This window comes from Flavobacterium aestuarii (genome assembly GCF_040049115.1).
Lineage (GTDB): Bacteria > Bacteroidota > Bacteroidia > Flavobacteriales > Flavobacteriaceae > Flavobacterium > Flavobacterium aestuarii.
Map to the genome: position 1 here is coordinate 234173 of NZ_JBDLZZ010000001.1, position 25140 is coordinate 259312.

The following is a 25140-nucleotide window of genomic DNA, read 5'->3' on the forward strand; positions in this document are numbered from 1 at the left end:
ATTTTTTTGAATTGGGATCTACAATTTATTATTTAAGCCAAACTCGCATCAAAGAAGATAATTGCTCTACATTGACAGGTTTTGTAATATAATCTGACGCACCAGATTCTATGCATCGCTGTCTGTCTCCCTTCATCGCTTTTGCAGTGACAGAAATGATAGTGAGTTCTTTATGCCTTGCATCTTTGCGAATACGTTTCATGGTTTCAAAACCATCCATTTCGGGCATCATAATATCCATCAGAACGATATCAATATCTTTGTCTTCATGGAGAATATCAATGGCTTCCTGTCCGCTTTCTGCACTGATTACATTCAGTCCATATCTTTCTAAAGCAGTGGTTAATGCAAAAAGGTTACGTACATCATCATCAACCAATAATACTTTTTTGCCCAGTAATACATCTTCTTTCATATAAAAAGATTCGATACGTTCCCTCATTGCATCGGGCAATTCTTTATGAACACGATGCATAAAAAGAGCCGTCTGATCGATAAGCTCGTCCATAGAATTGGCACTTTTAGTAATGATGCTATGTGCAAATCTATTTAATCTCGCTTTCTGTTTTTTGGTAACATCGCCTGCAGAATGTATAATGATGGCAGTTTCCTGACCAGCTAGATTATTTTCTAAATCTGTAATAATATCAAGCCCGTCAGCATCTGGCAGTTTTAAGTCCAGGATTATGCAGTCAAATGAATGATCTTGTATAAGTGCCACCGCCTCACTAGCCGTTTTTGCATAAAAAACCGTAATATCGTCTCCATCTACAGCATTCAGTATACGCTCCAATTCGGCTTGATTATCATCTACTACAAGAAGGTTTTTTACTTTTTTATTTTTAAAATCATGAATATCATTAAAAAGATATGTCAAGGAATCATTCTTAACCGGTTTAAGAAAAAAGTTTCTCGCACCACGTTTAAGACCTTTATTACGTTCGTCTTCGCCAGAAATAATATATACTGGAATATGCCGCAGATTGAAATCTGTTTTCAGCCTATCCAGAATCTTCCATCCGCTGGTATCCGGCATATTCAAATCCATTGTTATGGCATGCGGATGAAACTGATTGATAAAGTCAATAACATCGTTTCCTTTGGTAGTAACAATAGCTTTGATGCCATTAATATGCGCCTGTTCGAGCATTATTTTTGCAAAAGTCAAATTATCCTCAGCTATCAATAATACTTTGTCTTCGGGCTTTATATCAGTTCTGTCATCCCCTACCTCATCCACAAAAAACAAATCAATATCGGATCTGTTGAATTTTTCAGAAGGTAATGATTTGATACGTCCTTTCACATCAGTTTCCTCATTTACATCAATATTATCTATTTCAGAAACATGTATATATTTGAGCGGAAGAAATAATGTAAACTTGCTTCCAACGTTAGTCTCACTTTCTAATTCGATGCTTCCACCCAATAAATCAGAAAGCCCGCGACTGATGGATAATCCTAAACCGGTTCCTCCATACTTACGGCTGGTAGAACCCTCAGCCTGCTGGAAAGCTTCAAAAATCAAACCCTGCTTTTCTTTGGAGATACCAATCCCTGTATCCGAAATTTCGAAAGCTACTACTGCTTCTGCATTATCCAGGCTTGGATTTGCCGTTTTCCAATTATTATTGGCTTTATAAATTTTGAGCTGTACTTCGCCTTTCTCTGTAAACTTGAAAGAGTTGGATAAAAGATTTTTCAGAATCTGATTCAATCTTTGTGAATCGGTTTCTACAAATTCAGGAAGCTCTTCATCCATTGTAATTTTGAAACGGAGATGTTTGGCTTCTGAAATTGGATTAAAAGTAGATTTTACAAACTGGCTGATTGCTGCAAAACTGATCGGATTGTAATCGACCGAAATATATCCCGATTCAATTTTAGATAAATCGAGAATATCATTAATAAGCTGGATAAGATCATCACCACAGGAATTGATCGTTTTGGCAAACTGAATCTGTTTTTCCGAAAGATTTCCGTCCCTGTTGGCAATTAATTCATTCGCCAAAATCTGCAAACTATTCAGTGGAGTTCGAAGTTCGTGTGACATATTTGCCAAAAACTCCGACTTATATTTTGATGTCAAAGTCAGCTGATCGGCTTTTTCTTCCAAAGCTTTCCTGGCAACCTCAACCTCTTGATTTTTCAGCTCCACTTCTTCTTTTTGATTGGCCAGTAAGAATGCTTTTTCTTCCAGTTCCTCATTGGTATTTTTTAATACTTCCTGCTGGCTTTTTAATTCGCTTGCCAAAGATTGAGATTGTACCAAAAGCTCTTCAGTTCTTGAATTCGATTCAATGGTATTCAATACAATACCAATACTTTCTGTCAAACCTTCGAGAAAATCCAAGTGGGTCTGGCTGAAAGTATCCAGCGAAGCCAGCTCAATAACCGCTTTTAACTGACCTTCAAAAAGAACAGGCAGAATAATCACATCCTGAGGTTTTGCATCTCCCAAACCAGAATTGATTCTGATATAATCTTTAGGAACATTGCTCAGAATAATTCTTTCTTTCTCAATAGCAACCTGCCCTATCAGACCTTCGCCCATAGCATATTGTGTTGGAGAATTTTTTCTTTTGATATAAGCATAAGAAGCAATCAGATTCAATTTGGAATTTTCGAAATTTTCATCTTCCTGCAAAATATAGAAAAGCCCGTGCTGGGCAGTAACAACTGTTGCCAGCTCAGAAAGGATTTTCTTGGTAACCGAATTCAGCTCTTTTTGTCCCTGAAGCATTTGTGTAAACTTAGCCAGATTCGATTTGAGCCAGTCCTGCTCCTGATTTCTCAATGTGGTAGCTTTCAGGTTCGAAATCATCTGGTTGATGGTATCTTTCAAAGCTTCAACCTCACCTTTAGCTTCTACACCGATGGTCCGTGTTAAATCCCCTTGTGTTACCGCCGATGCCACCTCCGAAATCGCACGTACCTGTGTCGTCAGGTTTTCTGCGAGCTGGTTTACGTTTTCGGTTAAGTTTTTCCAGGTTCCCGAAGCACCTGGCACGTTCGCCTGACCTCCCAGTTTTCCTTCGGCACCCACCTCACGCGCCACCGTAGTTACCTGATCGGAGAAGGTTGCCAGCGTATCAATCATCTCATTGATGGTATCCGTTAATTGGGCAACTTCCCCTTTGGCATCAATCGATAGTTTTTGTTTTAGATTTCCTTTCGCAACTGATGTTACTACTTTTGCAATTCCACGAACCTGAGATGTTAAATTCGATGCCATTACGTTAACCGAATCCGTTAAATCCTTCCATGTTCCGGCAACCCCTTTTACTTCCGACTGCCCTCCCAGTTTACCTTCGGTACCTACCTCACGCGCCACACGGGTAACCTCGGAGGCAAAAGAGTTCAGCTGTTCCACCATCGTATTGAAGGTGTTTTTCAAATCCAGAATTTCTCCTTTTACGTCTACCGTAATTGGTTTGGAAAGGTCACCATTTGCAACTGCTTTGGTTACCTCTGCAATATTACGCACCTGATCCGTTAAGTTGGATGCCATCTGATTCACAGAATCAGTTAAATCTTTCCAGGTTCCGGCAACTCCGGGTACGAATGCCTGTCCTCCCAGTTTTCCATCGGTTCCCACCTCACGAGCCACACGCGTTACCTCGGATGCAAAGGCACGAAGCTGATCTACCATCGTGTTTACGGTTTCTTTCAGCTGAAGGATTTCTCCACGAACGTCAGCCGTAATTTTTTTGGACATATCGCCATTTGCCACGGCAATTGTTACCTCGGCAATATTGCGCACCTGAGTCGTTAAGTTCCCTGCCATCTGATTCACCGAATCGGTCAAATCCTTCCAGGTTCCAGCAACCCCTGGTACATTTGCCTGACCTCCCAGTTTTCCTTCGGTACCTACCTCACGTGCCACACGGGTTACCTCGGAAGCAAATTCACGAAGCTGATCCACCATCGTATTTAAGGTTTCTTTTAACTGAAGAATTTCTCCGCGAACGTCCACCGTAATCTTTCGGGACATATCACCATTTGCAACCGCAATCGCCACATCGGCAATGTTACGAACCTGTGCGGTGAGGTTACCTGCCATCTGGTTCACAGAATCGGTTAAATCTTTCCAGGTTCCTGCAACTCCCGGCACATTAGCCTGACCTCCCAGTTTACCTTCGGTTCCTACCTCTCTTGACACCCTTGTTACCTCCGAGGCAAAGCCTCGAAGCTGATCCACCATCGTATTAATGGTGTTTTTAAGTTCCAAAATTTCACCTTTTACGTCTACGGTAATCTGGAGCGATAAATCGCCTTTTGCCACCGCAGTAGTTACTTCGGCAATGTTACGTACCTGACCGGTTAAGTTAGAAGCCATCTGGTTTACCGAATCGGTTAAATCTTTCCATGTTCCGCCAACACCTTCCACCTGTGCCTGACCACCCAGTTTCCCTTCGGTTCCTACCTCACGCGCCACACGGGTTACCTCGGATGCAAACGAGTTCAGCTGTCCCACCATCGTATTAATGGTGTTCTTCAATTCCAGAATTTCTCCTTTGGTATCAACAGTAATCTGGCGTGATAAATCGCCTTTTGCTACCGCTGTGGTTACCTCGGCAATGTTACGCACTTGTCCTGTTAAGTTCGAAGCCATTTGATTCACGGAATCTGTTAAATCTTTCCACGTTCCGCCGACACCTTTTACTTTTGCCTGACCTCCCAGTTTTCCTTCGGTTCCTACCTCAAGTGCCACACGGGTTACCTCAGATGAAAAGGAATTCAGCTGATCCACCATCGTATTAATCGTTTTCTTAAGCTCCAGAATCTCTCCCTCAGCAACAGCTGTAATTTTTTTGGAAAGGTCACCATTTGCTACCGCAGTAGTTACCTCGGCAATGTTACGTACCTGACCAGTAAGGTTAGATGCCATCTGGTTTACCGAATCGGTTAAATCTTTCCAGGTACCGCCAACCCCTTTTACTTTGGCCTGTCCTCCCAGTTTTCCTTCTGAACCGACCTCTCGTGCCACACGGGTTACCTCGGCACCAAAAGAGTTCAGCTGATCCACCATCGTATTGATAGTATTTTTAAGTTCCAGAATTTCTCCGGCAACGTTTACTGTAATTTTTTTAGATAAATCCCCTTTTGCTACCGCCGTTGTTACCTCGGCAATATTACGTACCTGACCTGTTAAGTTCGATGCCATCTGGTTAACAGAATCAGTCAAATCTTTCCAAACCCCTCCAACTCCTCGCACTTTTGCCTGACCTCCCAATTTCCCTTCAGAACCTACTTCAACCGCCACACGGGTAACCTCAGAAGAGAAGGAATTCAGCTGATCCACCATCGTGTTAATGGTATTTTTAAGTTCCAGAATTTCTCCTTTTACGTCAACGGTGATTTTCTTCGAAAGATCCCCTTTTGCTACCGCTGTTGTTACATCGGCAATGTTACGTACCTGACCAGTTAAGTTACTTGCCATCTGGTTTACTGAGTCAGTCAAATCTTTCCAGGTTCCTCCAACACCTTTTACCTGCGCCTGGCCTCCCAGTTTTCCTTCGGTTCCTACCTCACGTGCCACACGGGTAACCTCAGATGAAAAAGAGTTCAGCTGATCCACCATCGTATTGATGGTATTTTTAAGTTCTAATATCTCTCCTTTAACGTCTACGGTAATCTTTTTAGATAAATCTCCCTTTGCTACCGCCGTGGTTACATCCGCAATATTACGTACCTGACCGGTTAAGTTACTCGCCATTTTGTTTACCGAATCGGTCAAATCTTTCCAAACACCACCAACTCCTCGCACCTTAGCCTGACCTCCCAATTTACCTTCTGTACCTACCTCACGCGCTACACGGGTAACCTCCATCGAGAAGAGATTCAGCTGTTTTACCATTCCGTTTACCTCTTTTGCAATTCTGAGGAATTCACCCTGAAGCGGGTTTCCTTCAATAGAAAGAGGCATTTCCTGTGACAGATTTCCTTTTGCCACCGAGGTAATTACGTGTGCAATTTCGATAGTTGGATGTACCAGATCTGAAATCAGCGTATTAACGGAATCCACACAGGAGCTCCAGGAACCTCTTGCGCCGTCAAGAACCACACGATTTGTTAGTTTTCCCTGTTTACCAATGCTTTTCCCTACCTTTTGAAATTCAAAAACCATACGTTCATTCAGGTCTATAATTTCGTTTAAGGTTTCACAGATCGATCTTTTGGTTCCATTTTGATCCGTTGGGAAACGCTGTGTAAAGTCACCGTTCTTAACTTTCATCAAAATTTTTAGAAACTCAGCATCTGTCAAAACAGATTCTTCAAAATCTTTTTTTGTTTTTGACCGATTAGGCTTTTCGGATGCAACGACGGGAAGTATGATAACAGCATCTGGAGATATTTCAATGTTATTCTCTTTTATTTTTTTCATATTCTCAATTCTTTTATAGAATAATTACAAAAACCTGATACAATGACAAACAGAACTAAACTCAAATTTACCTTAAAATATCTTTACATGCTTTCATCAAGCAAAATTTTCCTTAAATGAAATTGCACAAAAGCATCCATTGAATCTGATCTTTTGGTATTATCAGTATAATTGAGCGGTTTTATAATATAACCGGATATCCCTAATTTTTCAGCCTCTGATCGATCATTTGATTCTGATGAGGTTGTCATGATAAAAACTTTCAGATCGCTCAGGTTTTCATCTTCCCGAATAACTTTTAAAAATTCGATTCCGTTCATCCTGGGCATATTTATATCCAAAAGAATAACATCGGGGACAAGTTTTATGCTGGAATCTCTAAGAATTCTTAAGGCTTCTATTCCGTTAAAGGCAGTATAAAGCTCGAATTCGCTGTCTAATTTTTTGAGAGAACGCTCGACACTTATAATATCCAGCGCATCATCTTCGACGAGTAAAATTGTTGGTTTTTTCATAACTTAATTATTTCTCCAGCTAAATATAAATTCAGTTCCTTTTCCTAGCTCCGATTTTACAATAATATGTTCTTGACGGTCATCAATTATTTTTTTTACAATTGCCAGTCCCACTCCAGTGCTCTCCTCCTCATTCTGTTCACGAAGTGTCTGAAATATTTCAAATATTTTCTGATGATATTCCGGAGCAATTCCAATACCGTTATCTTTTACCGAAAACTCATAAAAATTTGTAAACGTTTCGCAGTTTATCATGATCGATCCATTTTCGTGCGGTGTATATTTAACAGCGTTGCTGATAAGATTTGTAAATACCTGTTCAAGCTTGATTCTTTCTGAAAATAAATTGGGCAAATTCCCTATCTGCAGCCTGAAATTTCGGGGAACAATCGAAGTGGCTATTTCATGAACCACTGCATTGGTATCAATGTTTTCTAATGGCACATTTACATTGAGACGGGCATAATCCAAAAGCCCGTTGATGAGTGCTTCCATACGCTTTGTCTTTTGCGGAATTATTCGCAAATATCTTTTTAGATCTGGCGATAATTCATTTTCCAAATCTTCTTCAATCCAGCTTACCACATTGTGAATACCGCGAATGGGAGCTTTCAGATCATGTGAAACAACATACGCAAACTTATTCAGCTCAGCATTCCTGTTTTTTAGTTCATGTATGTTTTTATCGAGTTTACTGGACATACTGTTTAATGACGTTGCCAAGGCAGTCAGCTCATCATTGCGTGTATCATTGACACTGGTAAATTCTCCCTTTGAAATATTTTCAGCCAGACTTACCATCGAAGTGATTCTTTGCCTAGTAATTAACATAATATAAAGCGTAGTAAATAGGCCCACGGTGATGGTCAGCATCAGGAAAACAATAGAAAAGTTACGTGCTTTCTTTAACGAATTAAGCAGCATTGCGGTATGATGCTTCCTTATTTTGTACTCGACTTTATCGAATTTTGCAAATTTTCCGGCAATATCATCGTTTATTTTTTTTCCAATCTGTTTTTTTATTGCAGTATTAAAAAGAGTGAGATATGATTGTGAAATTTTATTGCGGGATTGAATTAATTGAGAGGAATACTTTACCCAATTGCTGTGAAGGGTTGCAATAGAGTCCAGAATAGATCGCTGTTCATTGTTTATGCCTATATAACTTTGCTGTTTCTTGAGCAGGATTGGCACTGATTTTAACCCTTTGAAATATGAATCCAGAAACATTGGCTCATTGGTAAGCAGATACCCTCTAAATGAACTCTGCATTTCGATAATTACTTTGTGGGTCTTGTTGGAATTTCGGATAATTTCTTCAGATCTTGCCAGAAACTGCGAATTGCGCTGTACCTTTTTGGATAGCATGTAATTAGTATATGAGTCTGCCACGGATAGCAGAATCACCAAAGTGAATGCCAGAAGAATTTGATTTGATAATTTCATTCTATTCTATGATCTAGTCACTGTCAGCTTTATATTTCTACTAAAATAGGAAAAAAATCAGACTATTATCCTAAAAGTTTTATAACTAAACAATTATACCAGCGATTAGAGACATGAGCAAGTAAAATTTTATACAGATTATTTTTTTTAAAATACAAAAGGAGGCAGATACTGCCTCCTTTAAAAAACTAAAACTAACTCAAAACAATTTTATTTTCAAATATTAATTAATATCCAGGGTTTTGCTTCAAATTACTATTTTTATCCATTTCTGATTGTGGAATTGGTAATAAAGCTCTAAAATCACCATTTGGCTTATGTGAAAACCAAGATTTTTTAGTAAAGACTCCAAATCGAATTAAATCCTGTTTTCTATGAGCTTCACCAACAAATTCCCATGCCAGCTCATCCAAGAAACCGCCATATTGAATATCAGCTCCACCTTCGTAATTTGTAATTACTCCTGCCTCATAGGTTCCATATTTATAAACACTGCCTCCTAATAGTTTTGCCCCCGTAACAGTAGCTTTAGCAGGATTTGTGTTTTTAAAATCTCTTTGTCTTACTTGCGATACAATTACAGCAGCTTCGTCTGCTTTTCCAGTTCTCAATAAGCATTCTGCTTTAATCATCAATGCATCAGTATACCTATAAAATGGAACATCATTGCTGGTTTGTGCAATATCACCAGAACCAATTTCATATTTAACCATTCTAAATCCTTCATTAGGATCACAGCCATTAACATTGGTCAAAAAATTAATATATTCGAACTGTACACCATCTACCATAATTGGTTCACCTTTGCTTGTAAACTGCTTTCCACCCAACCAGGAATCTTTTAATCGCTGATCATCTGGATCATAAGTATCTATAAATTGAGGAATCCCTCCCGAACCGTTCCAAGGCCCTCCGCTCAATTCATAAGTTGCCTGGCTTTGAGCTGCCAAAGTTTTATATGGCCAATAACTTCCGCCCGTTTTAATCTGATCAAAAGGAATAGATAAAATCTCTTCCGAAGAGCCTTCATTTTTAATTTTGAAGTTGTCTAAATAGTTACTGGTCATACTAAACTTACCGCTGTTTATAATATCATTAACCTCAGCCAAAGCTTCATTCCATTTTGGTGTTCCTAAATAGACTCCAGCGTTCAGGTATAATTTTGCCAAAGTCATTTTGACTGCCCATTTAGTTACCTTACCGTAAGTTTCAGTATTATTCTCATCACTTAAGTAAGGTAAAGCTGTTTTTAATTCGGTTTCAACAAAATCATATACTTCTTTTCCGGAATTCTGAACTGGCAAATATCCTGGAGGATTTACATATGAAGTTACAATAGGAACATTTCTAAAATTATCCAAAAGCAAATAATAATAAATTGCTCTTAGAGCCCTTAATTCCTGAATTACGCTCTCTTTGTTTTCAATCCCTTGTATTTGTTCAATCTGATAAATAGCTCTGTTTACACTATTTACACCAGTATACAGATAATACCAATTCCCCTCAGCATGTGGCAGAGTAGATCCCCAAGTATGCTGATGCATTGTTATATAATAATCTCCCCAGCCAATACCATTTCTTTGAGGTGTCACAATCAAGTCAGAAGATTCTTCGTACAAGCAAAAAGCAGCGTCCCAGCCCCAAAAAATATCCCTGAATGAAGTATATGCAGGAGCTACAATACTTGTTAAATCTTCAGCAGTGAGTTCTGTACCTTCGGCAGTTATAGTATCATAAACTGTCTCATCTAAATTTGTACACCCTGTTCCTAAAAGAAGTAAGCCCGAAACAAGGATTTTATATACTATATTATGATTTTTCATCTTTATTTTTTTAAAAAGTTACATTTAGTCCTAAAGTAAGAGATGTCGTAGATGGATATTTATCTCTATTATCCATTCCTTGTGATAATGGATCCCCTCTTTGAATTTCCGGATCTAAACCTTTGTATTTTGTAAATGTGGCTAAATTATTTCCAGACATATACAATCGCATAGCGTTGATAATTTTAAACGGTTTAACATCGAAATTATAAGACAGTGTAATGTTATCAACCTTTACATAATCTCCTTTTTCAAGATAATAGCTTACATAAGTCTGATTATAGTTTAATACCGCTTTATCATATAACTTATCGAAAGCAGAAGACAGCATATTGTAATTAATTGTAGGATTTTCATAAAACATACGCTGTGAATTCAGTATTTGAAAATCAAAAGCACCTGTCAATACCACACTCAAATCAAACTTTTTGTATGTAAAAGTATTGGTCCAGCCAGCATAATATTTTGGAATTCCATTACCTAAATATTGTTTATTATCATCATTATACATAGCGGTAGTAAGTGTTTTTCTTGTACCGTCTGCAGTTTCAATGATCCATTTCCCATCATCAGTAATATCAACTGATTTTAATCCCCAGAAATTCCCTATTGACTGCCCAACTTCTAATCGGTGTGTAGAAAATGAAATTGGATCCCCTGTATTTCCAGTGTTAATATAGTTTTTATCAATAGTGTATAAATCATTAGAAAGGCTTGTCAGTTCATTCTCATTATGAGAAAAAGTCATTGATGAATTCCAGATAAAATTTTCACTTTTTACTGGGATTGCATTAAGAAGAATTTCAAATCCTTTGTTTTCCATTTTTCCGACATTGGCAGTAATGTTTGGATATAAATATGGAGGCGTTGGCACTGCATAATCCCAAAGCATATCACTTGTTTTTTTACTATACACATCAACACTACCGCTGATTCTGTTTTCTAAAAATCCAAAATCAATACCAATATTTATCTCAGCTGTTTTTTCCCAGCGCAGATCAGGATTAGGATTACTTGCTGGAACTAGTCCTTTCACCCATTTTCCATCATTGAAAAAATAGCCGTTATAATTGTAAAGTGTCTGAGACATATATGAATCATTAGGAATTACTCCTGTTACACCATAACCTGCTCTTAATTTTAAATTATCTACATAGGAAACATCTTTAAGAAATGACTCTTTGTGAATACTCCACCCTGCAGAAACTGCCGGAAAATTACCCCATTTATGATTTTCTCCAAACTTAGATGAACCCTCTCTTCTAATACTGAACAATACATCATATTTACTGTCAAAATTATAGTTGGCTCTGCCAAAGAAACCAATCAGCTTGTCATCATTTTTATAACTGCCCATCGAAGCTTTTCCGTCAGATAAGGCATTACCAGCCCCTAAGTTATTATAAGAAAAAGCATCTGTAGGAAAATCAAAATTATAAGCTGAAAATCCTTGATTAACGGTATACTGATAACTATAACCTCCTAATACTGTAAATTCATGTTTATCCAGTTTTTTATTGTATTTAGATGTGAATTCTAGAAAATCCCTATCGGTATCTCCCGTGTTTCTAGAAGCAACACCATTCCTGCCGTTTAAAGTATTTGAATAGTGCTTTTTGGTTTCAGAATATCCATTCAAACCTGAATTTTTATTTTTAGCAAGCATCAAACTTGTATCCCATCCAGGCAGTAAATCAACAGTTAAATTAGCCGTAAATCTTTGCCAGGTATTATCTCTATCCTCTATTGTTTCATTCATTATTGCAACAGGGTTATAATATTGAAACTTATTTATATCTTCATTATAAGTTCCGTCTGCATTATACACTGGCGCAGTAGGATTACGTATCATAGCCTGTCTGTAAGCATAGCCAGCTGTACCTTCAGAAAGTCCCATCTTTTGCGTCCCATTAAGTAAGTTCAGATTGATTTTTAATTTATCATTGAACATTTTATGATTCACATCAAATGAAAAACGGTACTCTTTATTAAATGTATTATTAAAAACCCCTGTTTGATCCATATAATTAAGATTCACTGAATAATTTGTTCTTCCAGTACCTCCTTTAATATCAAGGTTATGGCTTTGAGTGAATCCGCTTCCCGATATTTCATCCAGCCAATCAGTGCTGGCACTTCCATCGGTAAAAGGCATTTTTGTCCCTTGAGAAATTTGATTTCTAAATTCACCAGCATTCAAAAAGTCCGCTTTATTATAAAAATTAGATATTGAAGCAAAAGTCGCATAAGTAAGTGTTGGAGCCATTTCTTTATTAACCGTTTTTGTGGTAATAAGAATTACCCCGTTTGCTCCTCTAGTTCCGTAAATTGCAGCAGCCGATGCATCTTTTAACACATCTATAGAAGCAATTTCATTAGGAGAAACAGTATTTATACCTCCAGGAACTCCATTAATTAAAACCAATGGCGCATTTGATCCTTTTAAAGAAGATATACCGCGCAGTAGAATGGTAGGCTCTGCTGAAGGGTCCCCTGAACCATTATTAATGGTTAGACCTGCCACTTTACCTCTAATAAGATCTGAAGCATCGCGAATAGCCCCCTTTGTAAAATTTACCTCCTTAATACTGGCAATAGCACTGGTAACTCTAGCTTTTTTCTGAGTTCCATAACCTACAACAACTACCTCATTTAATTGTTCATTATTTTCTTTGAGAACTACATTTATCTGATCGCGGTTTGAAACATCTATCTCCTGTGTTAAAAATCCTAAATAACTAAAAACCAGTTTATCATCTGGGTTTTTAACTGTAATCTCATATTTACCATCAAAATCAGACAATACAGCATTAGATGCATTTTTTTCTGATACGGTCACTCCTGTTAGAGGGATTCCATTACTATCTTTAATGGAACCTTGGATCTTTTTTTGAGCAAAAGAGGTGAAAAAAGTCAAAAACAGAAAAAAGGTAAAGACCATTTTTCTCTTCCAAAATTTACCCTCAAAAATTTGCATTACTGAAAGGTTAATAAAATTCATAGCTTAAGTTTTTGGTTTAGTTAAAAATTAATACTCGTAGTTAAGTCATCATTATCTTAAATGTGTGATTTCAACACTTGTAAAATTAAACCATAATCAAAAGACCAATAGCCAACAATTTATCCTAATCCAATATTATATTATCCATTTATTGAGTTTTTTAGTGTAAAACTGATTAAATTTAACGCTAACTAAAAAAATAATGTTAATTATGTAGAAATACATTACCATAATCATCATTTACCTTAATATAATATACTTGAAAAACATTAAACAGGTATGCACAACAGCCAGACACATTAAGCACTAAACAACTGATTATAAAACCAATAATGATTAATAATATATTTCAATCTTATGGGAGTTCAGATAATGTTTCCTTTGTTTTTCTATAAAATAGTATGTTTTTCTGAAGCTTGAATCTTGTTATAACAAGACTGAATTAAACCACAGAGTGGCAGATTATTAAAAATTAATAAATATAAAATGTCACGCAGCTCTATAGGAGCGAAATATTTTGAGACAATTAATAATCGGGTTCTGGTTATAAGTTAGTTACATTAAAAAATAAAAAAAACCGTCTATCACATATTTACTTTGAAAAAGCTGTGATAGACAGTAGCTTATTTGTATTAATGCAGCAAAAAAGTATTGAATTTCAAGCTCAATAGTTTTTGTAAATTTTTAATCATTTACCCATCCAAGACTGCACCATCTTTTGCTGTGCATTATTAACTGGATCCAAAACCTGCAAAGAATATTTTTTAACTTTGGATTGTGGATCTAATTGTACTTTCATTTTTAAGCCTGCATAAAATAAATACTTATCGTAATCCATTTCTTTTGTAGTATAGACATATTCAAACACATCTGCCAACGAAATACCAGCAATGGTTTCGCAGGCATTCTGGAATTCTGCATCAGTAAAGCCACGATCTGATTTTTTATAATATTCCCAATACAAAAAGCGCATTACATCATCTAAAGATTTTTTGTTCTGTGTTGCCTGGCGAATAGCAAAATCCAGGAGAAGTCCAACAACAGGTCCTTTTTCATAATACGAAATAGCTTTATTGGCATCCTCGCCCTGTTTCCCAAAAGGACCATCGCTCCAAGTCTCATAACTCGCCTGAGTTAATGACTGATGAAATCTGCCTGGGCTGTTTTCAAAAGCATTGATACTGTTCTCAAAAAAACTAAATAAAGTCTGCTGATCAACAAGTCCCGCTCTTTTCACAATCAGGTATTCGTAATATACGGATAAGCCTTCGCTAACCCATAAAAGATTTGTTTTACTGCCTTTATCATAATCAAAAGGTCCTAATTCAAAAGGCCTGATTCTTTTCACATTATAATGATGAAAATATTCGTGAGCCAAAAAATTCATCATAGTATTCATAGCATCAGGATTGTCTAATCCGTTACCATCAAAACTTATAGTTGTATTATTCAAATGTTCAATACCGCCCTGACCAGGACCAATGCCTATAAACGTATATTGCTTATATGGAATATCGCCGATAATCGCTGCAGCAGATTCTACTACTTTCTTTAAATTATTCATGAAAGTAATTTTATCAAAACTGCCCAATTTATACCCAATAAAACGATGCTCAATTCCATTCACCTTGAATGAAGGCAATTCTTCTAAATCACCGATTAGTAAAGGACAATCATACAAAATATCAAAATCAGGCGCTGTAAATTCATTCTCTTTTCCTGCAGCCGGATCTAAACCTGTTGCTATTTTGAATCCTTTTTTAACTCCTGAAATTTTTACAGCAACAGGAATATTTATATGCTCATTTATATATAAAAACAAACTATTCGGAATGATATAAGCATGTGTTTCATCCAGATAGCTATTGGCTACAAACTGCTTATCGGCTTTTACATCATAACTCAATGTGAATGGTTTGCCTTTTTCAGTTTTAATCTGCCAAGTATTTTCATTTATGTTTTTTACATCCAGATTTTTATTATTGCTTATGGCTGCAAAATTCTCCACCATTTTACTGTAATTCATTATTTGATAATAACCTGGCATCCAATTTGGCATTTTGAAATCGGCAGTATCTTCTTTCCAGCCCGAACATCGCAGTTCTACATGAAAATAATGATTTTCAGGATTAGGCATTGAAACGGTATAACTCATCACTGGATTTACAGATTGTGCATATACAGCATGATGCATTATTGCATTCAATATCAGAATAAAAAGAAATATAATTTTACTTTTTTTATATGAATCCGATAAATTTCTCATAAATTATTTGTCTTTGTTTACAAAATAGTAATAGATTGGAATCCCAAGCAGAACAATTGCTAGACCTGGCAAAGAAGAACTGTATTTGTAAATTAACAGCATAATGCAGATACTGGAAGCTGCAGCAATATAAATTGATGGCAATACAGGATATCCAATTGCCTTGTAAGGTCTCTCCATATCTGGCCTTGTTTTTCGCAGCCTAAAAATTCCGGCAATAGTTAAGATGTAAAAGATTAAAACAACAAAAATTACATAATCCAGCAGTTCATTATATTTTCCGCTTAAACAAAGTACCGATGCCCAGATACATTGCATCCACAAGGCTTTTTCCGGAACACCATTCTTATTTAATTTTGCCAGTTTTTTAAAAAACAGACCGTCTTTTGCCATGCGATGGTACACTCTAGCACCCGAAAGTATCAATCCATTATTACAGCCAAAAGTAGAAATCATCAATAATACCGCAATAATATAAGTTCCTGAGCTTCCAAAAATATGCTGCGAAGCTGCAACACCAACACGATCATTTTCGGCATGAGCAATTTCATCTAAAGTAAGTACCGATAAATACATCATATTAGTTGCAACATAAATAATAGTCACGATGAGAGTGCCAAGAAAAAGGCTTCTGCCAATATTTTTGGAGGGATTTTTAATTTCTCGGGCAATAAAAGTTACATTATTCCATGAATCACTGCTAAACAAACTGCCTACAAGGCTTGCAGCAACAGCACCCATTATAGCAAATCCCGAATACCGAATAAGTGTATTTCCTTCCAGCTTATTTATCGAAAAACCTGAACTCCAATTGGCTTTCCAGATGTCTGCTTTTGCTGCCAGTATAAAACCGAAAATGATTAAACCAAACAAGGAAATCAGTTTTACAAGTGTAAAAACAGTCTGGATAATTTTCCCTTCTTTAACCCCTCTGGTATTAACATACGTAAGGAAAACAACAAGAATGATAGATGTTAACTGCGCTGCTGATATCTGTAAGAATCCTAAATTTAAAATTATATTATTTTCACTCAATGAAGGAAAAACATAAGCAGCAAATTTGCTGAAAGCCACTCCAACTGCAGCAATAGAACCGGTTTGAATGACTGCGAAAAAACTCCAGCCGTATAAAAATCCCGTAAGTGAATTAAACGATTCTCTTAAATAGACATATTGCCCGCCAGCTTTGGGAAACATACTGCTTAATTCTCCATAACTCAAAGCCGCTGCTATTGTAAGGAATCCTGTAAGCAGCCAAACCAGCAATAAAGCGCCAGCCGATCCTACATTGCGGACAATATCGGCACTTACTATAAAGATTCCTGACCCGATCATTGATCCGGCAACTATCATAGTTGCATCTAATAAGCCTAGTAACCGCTTAAAATTATTTTTCTTTGTTGATGATTTCATTTATTATGTTGGTTGGTTTTGTGGTTAATTGTTTTATTATCTTTTTTTCATATTACTGCTTAATAGATTGAAATTGTTTAAAAACAGATGTTAGGGTCTCTAAATCTTTTATTATGGAACAACGATGATGGTTAATAAATTAGCTATTAATTTAAACCAGAAAGGAAATCAGTATGAAAGGAACCACCCTTTTTAATTAAATCTTTCTACATCAAATGCTTTTGCATCAATACTGGCAGGTTCTCCATTAGTTAATTGAGATACTAATTTTCCCGTACCAGGACCAAGACTAAGCCCCATCATTGAATGTCCCGTAGCGATAACAACATTATTGTATTTTTTTATTTTGCCAATGTAAGGAAGTCCATCTGCAGAGCAAGGCCGGTAACCGTACCAGATATCTTCTTGCAATGGTTTCTCGATATCAAATTCCGGCAGAAAATCTTTTACTGCTTTCAGTATGCCTTCAATCCTGTGATACTGAGGCTTGGCTGTAGTGGGAACAACTTCCATTGTGCCGCCAAACCTTATTTTGTTGCCATCCATAGGCGTAATGGCTACTCTTCCTTCGGCAAGAATCATTGGATGATTAACTTTGTAAATAGAGTTTTCTAATGTTAAAGAATAGCCTCGTCCTGGCATCAGCGATATTTTGGCACCAACTAATGCTGCTATTTCTTTACTCCACGCTCCTGTCGCAATAACTACATCATCAACTATGTATGCTTCTTTATTTGTGATTACTTTAGTTACCGCTCCATTCTCTTTTTCGAATGAAACAACAGTTTCTCCATATTGAAAAGCAACGCCATTAGCCAGTAAATGCTCTTTTAAAACCTTCATCAGTTTGTCTGGATACACATGAGCATCACATTTAAACTGTAAAGCTCCTATTGCATTGATTTTTGCCTGTGGCTCTAATGCCTGCAATTCGCTGTAATCCAATAAACTTACATCCAATCCCAGCTGCTGTGCTTTTTCAACTGTATGATGAGCATGTTTTGCCACGGCTTCTGTCTGAAAAACCTCGAGCATACCTTTGTGTTCATAACCAAATTCAAAACCTGGAATTTTATTCCATTCTTCAAATTCGTGCTGGCTCAATAAGGAAATATCACGCAGCGGTATGGCTGATTTAATTACATTTGCCTGAGTAGCACTTTTGGCAAAATTCAATCCCCAATCTATCAAAGCTTTATTGAATGCCGGCTTTACATAAAAAGGGCTTTTTGGATTAAACATCCATTTGAAACCCTGCCATATAATTCCTGGGGCCGCCAGCGGTATAAAATGACTGGGGCACACGTATCCTGCATTTCCATACGAACAGTTATTTTCAAAATTATCTTTATCGATAACGGTGACTTTACAGCCACTCTGCTGCAAATAAAATGCTGAACTAAGTCCTATAATTCCTCCGCCAATAACTATAACATTTTTCATAACTAAATTCTTTATCTGGTTTTATTAAAATTTGTAAAATTTCCAATTGGTTTTAAAATCCCTCTGCAAAGGCTGATTGGTCAGCAATGCTCTCAATAACTCAATTGGCATTGCATTTTCGTGCAAAATAGCATCGTGATATTCCTTGTAACTCATTTTTCCGCTTACGACCAATTCATTTTTTAATGCCATAAACTGCAATCCGCCGATCATATAAGCAATCTGGTATAGAGGACTGTATCCGCCAACAAATGAACGGCGCACTTCACCTTCGGCATTGGCGCGTTCATGGCCTACTCTATCTACTAAAAAGTCAATACACTGCTGTGGTGTCCATTTTCCTAAATGATAATTCAGCGAAAAAATAATTCGGGCGCAGCGGTGCATACGCCAAAACAGCATGCCGATTTTGTCTTGTGGAGTTTGCGGAAATTTTAAATCCCATAACAGCATTTCCCAATATAATGAGTTTCCTTCGACCCAAAATGGTGTGTCAAAATGACGATACGCTTTGTATCTGTCTCTCATAAACTGTTGCAGATGATGACCTGCAATTAACTCATGATGAATGGTTGCTCTCGAAAAATTGGGATTATTGCCGCGCATGCTCATCATTTTTTCGCCATACGACATACTGCTAGTTGGATAAGAAACAATAAGAGATTCTCCTCCCAGAAAAAACGGATTTACTTTTTGCGCCTCAGGAGACATCATATACATTCTCCAGGTTTCTTCGGCAATTGGCGGAATCGTTAAGAGATTGTTTTTCTTTAAAAAATCTACAGACTGATTGTATAAATCCAGCATGGCCTGTGGCTGATCGCCAGGTGCTGCAAATGAATTTTTTACTTTTTCCTGAGCGGCTCTCCAGTTATCTCCAAAACCCATTTCGCGGGAAGCTTTTAGCAATTCTGCATTGCACCAGGCAAATTCTTTATTAGCGATAGCAACCAACTCTTCTGGCGAATACGGAATAAATTCTGTCTGTAATTGACGGATTATTTCTTCTCTCCCAATTGGATTCCCAATAATACCGCTGCCATCATCTTTTTGTGAACTGGTTTCTTTTCTTTTTGATTTTAATAAAACTGCATATTCTCCCAATACAGCATCAAGTTCCGTATATGTTTTGGGCACCCACCAGGAAAATAAAGGATCATAGCCGTTGTAGAAATCGTAATAATTTTTTAAAATATTCTGTAATCCTTTTGTGTGTGATACTGCAAAATCCGAAGCCGTTTTATCAAGTCTCTCAGCTTTACTTACAATTTTTATCTGCTCGGCAACTGCCTTGCGTAAATCTTCCATTTCTTTGGCAACTGCCTCGCCATCTGCTTTAATTCCTCTGCGGCGCGGTTTTTCTAAAGCGTATATTTTTTCTTCAAAAGGGAAATAAATTTTTATTCTTTCATATACTTTTTGCTGCTGCTGTAATTCATACTGCTCACTGTTTAAATTTCTGTTGAATAAAATATAATCAACTTTGCCATTGATGCTCATGGCATCAAAATTTAAACTCTCTAATTGTTTTTTATAATCTGCTATCAGCTGCTGCAGGCGTGCTCTTCGCTCTGGAGTATTGTAATTACCTGGATCATATTGAACTCCATAAGTATCAGCAGTACTATTTGTCGAATAAAAGCGCATGATACTTCCTTTGTCAGCATCATAATGAACCATCGTATTATTTACTTCACTGGTCTGCAGGTATAAATCACTATTGAAATTCTGAGCAAAAACAATCACAGGTGTCCCTGCCAATGCGAAAAACATTGTAAAAATCAAAGCGATATTATTTTTAAAGAATTTAATCATAAGTGTTTTTTATATTATAATTTGAAAAGCTCCTGTACAAAAAAATATTCCTTAAATTATTGATCTAACTCATTGCTGTTGCGGTCTGGAGGATCTACTCCCAATAAATGCTTTACAAAAAAATCACGTTTTTTCAGCCTTCCATAAGGTCCGCCATCACTGTGTCCCATTCCCGGAACAGGTAAAAATTCAAAAGTTTTTCCTGATTTAATCAATGCATCGGCTACACGATAAGTAGATTCTGGCGGTACATTTTCATCGGCTTCGCCAACAATCAATAATAAATCACCCGACAATTTACCAGCATTGGTAACATTCGATTGTTCTTCATAATGCTTGTCAACGGGATATCCCATCCATTGCTCATTCCACCATTGCTTGTCAACACGATTATCATGACATCCGCAAGCAGCAACACCTGCTTTGTAAAACTCAGGATGAAACAATAATCCGCCTAAAGCATTTTGTCCTCCTGCAGAAGTCCCATATAACCCTACTCTTGAATCATCAACATATTGATATTTTTTAGCCAAAGCTTTTATCCACAGGATTCGGTCTTCAAAACCTGCATCTTTCAAATTTTTCCAGCAGACATCATGAAAAGCTTTTGAACGGTTTGCAGTACCCATCCCGTCAATCTGTACAACGATAAATCCCAGCTGTGCTAAACTCTGCATTTCGACAGTATATCGATCCATAAAATTTTTGGGGACAAAAGAATCCTGAGGTCCTGCATAAATGCTCTCTATTATAGGATATTTTTTATTAGGATCAAAATCAGCAGGACGGCAGACTATACCCCAGATATCAGTAACTCCATCTCTGCCTTTTGCATGAAAGGGTTCTAGCAAAGACATTCCCGTTGCTAAATAATCTGCAGCATCGGATTTTTCAATATCCATTATTTTTTTTCCATCCAAAGTACGGTGAAGCTCAATAATGGTTGGAATATTAGGTTCTGAATAAGAATCCAGATAATATTGTTTATTTGGTGAAAAAGCTACGTTATGATTCCCTTTGGCCTGAGTAAGACTGGTTAATTTTTTTCCGTCAAAACCAATGCGGTAATTATGAATGTAATAAGGATCTTCGCCGGCATTCATTCCGCTTGCCGAAAACCATATTTCTTTTTTATTTTCATCAATACTGTCAACACTTCTTACCACCCACTCCCCTTTGGTAATCTGATTTTCTTTTCCATTCAGGCCATCAACCAAATACAAATGCCTCCAGCCATCTTTCTCCGAAGTCATTACAACTTCATTGCTTTTTTTCAGATAATGAGTAAACAATCGGGATTCGTAAATAAAAGTTTTAGCTTTTTCGTCGACTATCGAACGGGTTTCGGCAGTTTGGGCATTTACTTCTATAATTCGGAAACGCTGATGACCGCGATCTACTTTTTCATACATAAAGTAACCTGCATCTCCTCTTCTCCAATGCAATTCCGGCGCATCGAAAAAATCAATTACAGGAGTATTTACTTTTGAAACTTTTTGATTTTCAATATGAAACAAAAACATTTCATAACATGTAAACGGATCCCCCGGCTGTTTATACGGATTAGAACGCAACTGCCCGCGGGTAGTATTTGCTGCTGAAGTTAAAACATAATGAACTGGTAAATCAACTACAGGAGTTATGTTATACCCAACAATGTATTTACTGTCCGGCGACCATGCCAGAGAACCGTATGGCTTTTCTTTGGTGCCGTCTTTTGTAAACTGAACTGCTTCTCCTCCACTTACTGGTTTAACAAATACATTATTCTCTTTGATGAAAGCCAGCCATTTTTTATTGGGTGAAATTGTATCTGTTCTAAAAGATTCCCATCTTGCCCATTGATTATTAAAACCAGAATACTTTTTAAGATCTTTGGCTAATGACGCTGCTTTTTTAATACTGTAATTGGATAACAGCACTTCGTAATAGCTCTTATCATATTTTAAGGCGATTGAATTCGATTTAGAATCATAATTTAAACTGTCAATAACGAGGCTTTTTTGAGGAACTGATTTTCCTGTTATCCCACTCAGTGCTTTTTTTAGTTTAGCTTCATCAAAAAGCATTTTTTTTACGCCTTTTGAAGCATCAGCCAAGATATATTCCCTAATACTATCCTTTAAAATATTACAGTACCAGAATGTGTTTCCGTCCTTTTGCCAATGCGCATTTACTCTTGTTTTAAAAACTTTGTTTTTGACAGCTTCATCTAATTTCGACGCTTGTCTGTACCGCTCTAAAATTTCAGTTTTTGACGGTTTATATGGAACAATCTCTTTATTCTGAGCATAAAAATTACAACTTAAAAATACTAACAAAAAAGTAATGGGTAAATTATTTTTCATATTCACAGGATAAAGAGACGCTAATTATTCATTAATTCTAAACAGGCTATAATACTTGAAATCCATGTGCATAAGGATCATCCTCGTCATCAATTATTATGGTATTGTAACCGTAAACTTTTGCCCAGCCCTGAATACTTGGAACTATCGCCTTTATGTCACCAATATTTGTCTCCTCTTCAATACGCCCGATAAATTTGCTCCCTATATAACTTTCGTGAACAAATTCTTCACCCATTTTTAAAAGTCCTTTGGCATGCAATTGTGCTATTCTTGCCGAAGTTCCTGTACCGCATGGCGAACGGTCTATGGCTTTATCTCCGTAAAAAACTGCATTTCGGCCTGATGAAGCTGGATCTAATGGCGTGCCAGTCCATAACATATGGCTTACGTCCCGTATCGTATCATTTTCGGGATGAATGAATAGATCAGGATATTTTTGATTAATTCTTTTTCTGACCTCCTGACTGTACTGCACAATCTTGCTTGCTGTAAAATCCTGAACTCCTGAGAAATTTTTCTGAGGATCGACAATCGCATAATAGTTTCCTCCATAGGCAACATCAAAAACCAGCTCGCCTAATTCGGGGCAGTCTATTGTTAAACCTTCGGCAGCCAGATACGATTTTACATTCGTCAGTTTAACCCATTCTACTTTTTTGCCAACCTGTTTATATTCAATTTTTACCAAGCCAGCTGGAGCTTCCATATTAATTTTTCCGGCAGTTTTTGGCGTGATCAAACCTTCTTCAATAGCGATAGTTATGGTTCCTATCGTTCCGTGGCCACACATGGGCAAGCATCCAGAGGTTTCAATAAACAATATACCAAAATCATTATCAGGGTTGCTTGGCGGAAACAATATACTGCCGCTCATCATATCATGGCCTCTGGGCTCAAACATCAATCCTTTGCGGATCCAATCATATTCCTTTAAAAAATGCTGCCGTTTTTCGCTCATGTCTGCCCCAATTAAATTTGGACCTCCGCCAGCAACGACACGCACCGGGTTACCGCAAGTGTGTGCATCTACACAAAAAAATGTTTTTCTTGCCATTTTTTAAACAGGATTATTTGTTTGAACATTATTAACTAATCTGGAAATTCCAAGAGGATTTTCGTTTTGCAAAGCTTCTGGCAACTGAGCATCAGGCCAGTTTTGATAACTGAAAGGTCTCACCCATCTTTTGATAGAATTTATTCCAACCGCAGTAAATCTTGAATCCGATGAAGACGGATAAGGACCACCATGAACCATAGCAGGACATACTTCGACACCTGTTGGCATTCCGTTAAAAATTATTCGCCCAACACGATTTGATAACGCATCTACAACGGATCCGAAATTATCAATCTCATTATCCTCGGCTAAAATTGTTCCTGTAAGCTGTCCTTCCAGTTTATTTAGTATAGCAGTCAGTTCCGATTCATTTTCGCACTGTACTACAATAGAAAAAGGACCAAAAACCTCTTTGTGCAGCACAGGGTTCTTTAAAAAATCCTTTCCAGAAACCGTGAGTATTTTTTGCGAAGCGAAATTTGGATTTACATTCTCATCCCAGCTGGCAATTACCCGAACGCCATCCTGCGAACTTAACTCCTGATTGCCGGACTGATAATTTTTGTGAATCGATGGATTCAGCATACATACTGGTGCAATTTTCAGGATTTCATCTGCAAGCAAAACTGTAAAAGCATTTAAATCCTCATTTTTTACAGCTAGCATCAGTCCTGGATTTGTACAAAACTGACCAGCACCAAGTGTTACTGATCCTGCATAGGCATTTGCCCATTTCTCTGGATTCTGCTTTAGTGCTTGTGGCAGAATTACAACCGGGTTTATACTTCCCATTTCGGCAAATACAGGAATTGGCTCAGGACGTTTTGCCGCTAAGTCATACAATGCACGCCCTCCTTTTATACTTCCTGTAAATCCAACAGCTTTTACCAATGGGTCTTGGACTAACTGAACTCCAACTTCGATACCGCTGCTATTCAAGTTAGAAAAAACACCTTCGGGCATGTTTGTTTTTTGAGCCGCTTTGATTACTGCCGATGCGACCATTTCGCTGGTACCGGCATGCATTGGGTGGCTTTTTACAATTACTGGACAGCCGGCGGCTAATGCTGAGGCTGTATCACCGCCCGCTGTAGAATAAGCAAACGGAAAATTACTTGACCCAAAAACAACTACGGTTCCTAATGGACGCATCATTTTGCGGATATCCACTTTTGGCAATGGAACCCTGTCGGGAATCGCGGTATCAATTGCAGCTTCTACCCAGGAACCGTCGGCTACCAATGCTGCAAAAGCATTCAGCTGGCCAATAGTCCTTCCTCTTTCTCCTTCGGCTCTTCCTCTAGGCAATCCTGATTCTTGGCAGTATACATCCAAAAGAGCATCTCCCAAAGCCATAATTTCGTCGGCAATAGCTTTTAAAAAGATTGATTTTTCCTTGCCGGAACATTTCTGAAACGATAAAAAAGCCTTATCAGCAATTGCTGTTGCGAGTTTAATTTCATCAGAAGATGCTTCGGTAAACAGCCAAGGGTTTTCGGTATTCAGCTGTGGATTAAACGTTTTGAATATTTTATCTCCACTGGCCAGCAGCTGACTCCCTATATAATTTTTTCCAGTAATCATTTCCTAATTATTGTTTGATTAAGTTGAATATAATTTCA

The 25140-nt window shown here is 37.4% G+C and carries 12 protein-coding genes; all 12 read right to left on the reverse strand.

Going from position 1 to position 25140, the window contains the following annotated elements:
- Window positions 1–28: 28 nt before the first annotated feature.
- The 12 genes from ABEG11_RS00890 to ABEG11_RS00945 all read right to left on the reverse strand — a co-directional run bounded on the left by ABEG11_RS00890 (window position 29) and on the right by ABEG11_RS00945 (window position 25102).
- Window positions 29–6388 (reverse strand): HAMP domain-containing protein, encoded by a 6360-nt coding sequence (locus ABEG11_RS00890; RefSeq protein WP_348822314.1) that lies wholly within the window; start codon window positions 6386–6388, stop codon window positions 29–31.
- An 83-nt stretch (window positions 6389–6471) separates the two neighbouring features.
- The gene (locus ABEG11_RS00895; RefSeq protein WP_348822315.1) at window positions 6472–6903 is read right to left on the reverse strand and encodes a response regulator; all 432 of its coding nucleotides are present in this window, start codon (window positions 6901–6903) and stop codon (window positions 6472–6474) included.
- A 3-nt stretch (window positions 6904–6906) separates the two neighbouring features.
- Window positions 6907–8349, reverse strand: a complete 1443-nt coding sequence (locus tag ABEG11_RS00900) for an ATP-binding protein (protein ID WP_348822316.1) — start codon at window positions 8347–8349, stop codon at window positions 6907–6909.
- 227 nt (window positions 8350–8576) lie between these two features.
- Window positions 8577–10172 carry a RagB/SusD family nutrient uptake outer membrane protein gene (locus ABEG11_RS00905; RefSeq protein WP_348822317.1) on the reverse strand — a complete coding sequence of 532 codons (1596 nt, stop codon included), beginning with the start codon at window positions 10170–10172 and terminating at the stop codon, window positions 8577–8579.
- Between the two features lie 10 nt (window positions 10173–10182).
- Entirely contained in the window at window positions 10183–13173 is a 2991-nt protein-coding gene (locus ABEG11_RS00910; RefSeq protein ID WP_348822318.1) for a SusC/RagA family TonB-linked outer membrane protein, read from the reverse strand.
- A 688-nt stretch (window positions 13174–13861) separates the two neighbouring features.
- Window positions 13862–15439 (reverse strand): M61 family metallopeptidase, encoded by a 1578-nt coding sequence (locus tag ABEG11_RS00915; RefSeq protein ID WP_348822319.1) that lies wholly within the window; start codon window positions 15437–15439, stop codon window positions 13862–13864.
- 3 nt (window positions 15440–15442) lie between these two features.
- A complete protein-coding gene (locus ABEG11_RS00920; RefSeq protein WP_348822320.1) occupies window positions 15443–16852 on the reverse strand; it encodes an APC family permease in 1410 nt (469 codons plus the stop codon).
- Between the two features lie 192 nt (window positions 16853–17044).
- Entirely contained in the window at window positions 17045–18295 is a 1251-nt protein-coding gene (locus tag ABEG11_RS00925) for an NAD(P)/FAD-dependent oxidoreductase (RefSeq protein ID WP_348822321.1), read from the reverse strand.
- A 24-nt stretch (window positions 18296–18319) separates the two neighbouring features.
- Entirely contained in the window at window positions 18320–20110 is a 1791-nt protein-coding gene (locus ABEG11_RS00930; RefSeq protein WP_348822322.1) for a DUF885 family protein, read from the reverse strand.
- 56 nt (window positions 20111–20166) lie between these two features.
- Window positions 20167–22458, reverse strand: coding sequence for a S9 family peptidase (locus ABEG11_RS00935; RefSeq protein ID WP_348822323.1), 2292 nt, complete (start codon window positions 22456–22458; stop codon window positions 20167–20169).
- A gap of 46 nt (window positions 22459–22504) precedes the next feature.
- Entirely contained in the window at window positions 22505–23515 is a 1011-nt protein-coding gene (locus ABEG11_RS00940; protein ID WP_348822324.1) for a 4-hydroxyproline epimerase, read from the reverse strand.
- Window positions 23516–23518: 3 nt separating this feature from the next.
- The gene (locus tag ABEG11_RS00945) at window positions 23519–25102 is read right to left on the reverse strand and encodes an aldehyde dehydrogenase (NADP(+)) (protein WP_348822325.1); all 1584 of its coding nucleotides are present in this window, start codon (window positions 25100–25102) and stop codon (window positions 23519–23521) included.
- Window positions 25103–25140: the final 38 nt, after the last annotated feature.

Coding starts and splice junctions, on each gene's coding strand:
- ABEG11_RS00890 (WP_348822314.1), bottom strand. CDS start 6,388: ATGAAAAAAATAAAAGAGAATAACATTGAAATATCTCCAGATGCTGTT.
- ABEG11_RS00895 (WP_348822315.1), bottom strand. CDS start 6,903: ATGAAAAAACCAACAATTTTACTCGTCGAAGATGATGCGCTGGATATT.
- ABEG11_RS00900 (WP_348822316.1), bottom strand. CDS start 8,349: ATGAAATTATCAAATCAAATTCTTCTGGCATTCACTTTGGTGATTCTG.
- ABEG11_RS00905 (WP_348822317.1), bottom strand. CDS start 10,172: ATGAAAAATCATAATATAGTATATAAAATCCTTGTTTCGGGCTTACTT.
- ABEG11_RS00910 (WP_348822318.1), bottom strand. CDS start 13,173: ATGAATTTTATTAACCTTTCAGTAATGCAAATTTTTGAGGGTAAATTT.
- ABEG11_RS00915 (WP_348822319.1), bottom strand. CDS start 15,439: ATGAGAAATTTATCGGATTCATATAAAAAAAGTAAAATTATATTTCTT.
- ABEG11_RS00920 (WP_348822320.1), bottom strand. CDS start 16,852: ATGAAATCATCAACAAAGAAAAATAATTTTAAGCGGTTACTAGGCTTA.
- ABEG11_RS00925 (WP_348822321.1), bottom strand. CDS start 18,295: ATGAAAAATGTTATAGTTATTGGCGGAGGAATTATAGGACTTAGTTCA.
- ABEG11_RS00930 (WP_348822322.1), bottom strand. CDS start 20,110: ATGATTAAATTCTTTAAAAATAATATCGCTTTGATTTTTACAATGTTT.
- ABEG11_RS00935 (WP_348822323.1), bottom strand. CDS start 22,458: ATGAAAAATAATTTACCCATTACTTTTTTGTTAGTATTTTTAAGTTGT.
- ABEG11_RS00940 (WP_348822324.1), bottom strand. CDS start 23,515: ATGGCAAGAAAAACATTTTTTTGTGTAGATGCACACACTTGCGGTAAC.
- ABEG11_RS00945 (WP_348822325.1), bottom strand. CDS start 25,102: ATGATTACTGGAAAAAATTATATAGGGAGTCAGCTGCTGGCCAGTGGA.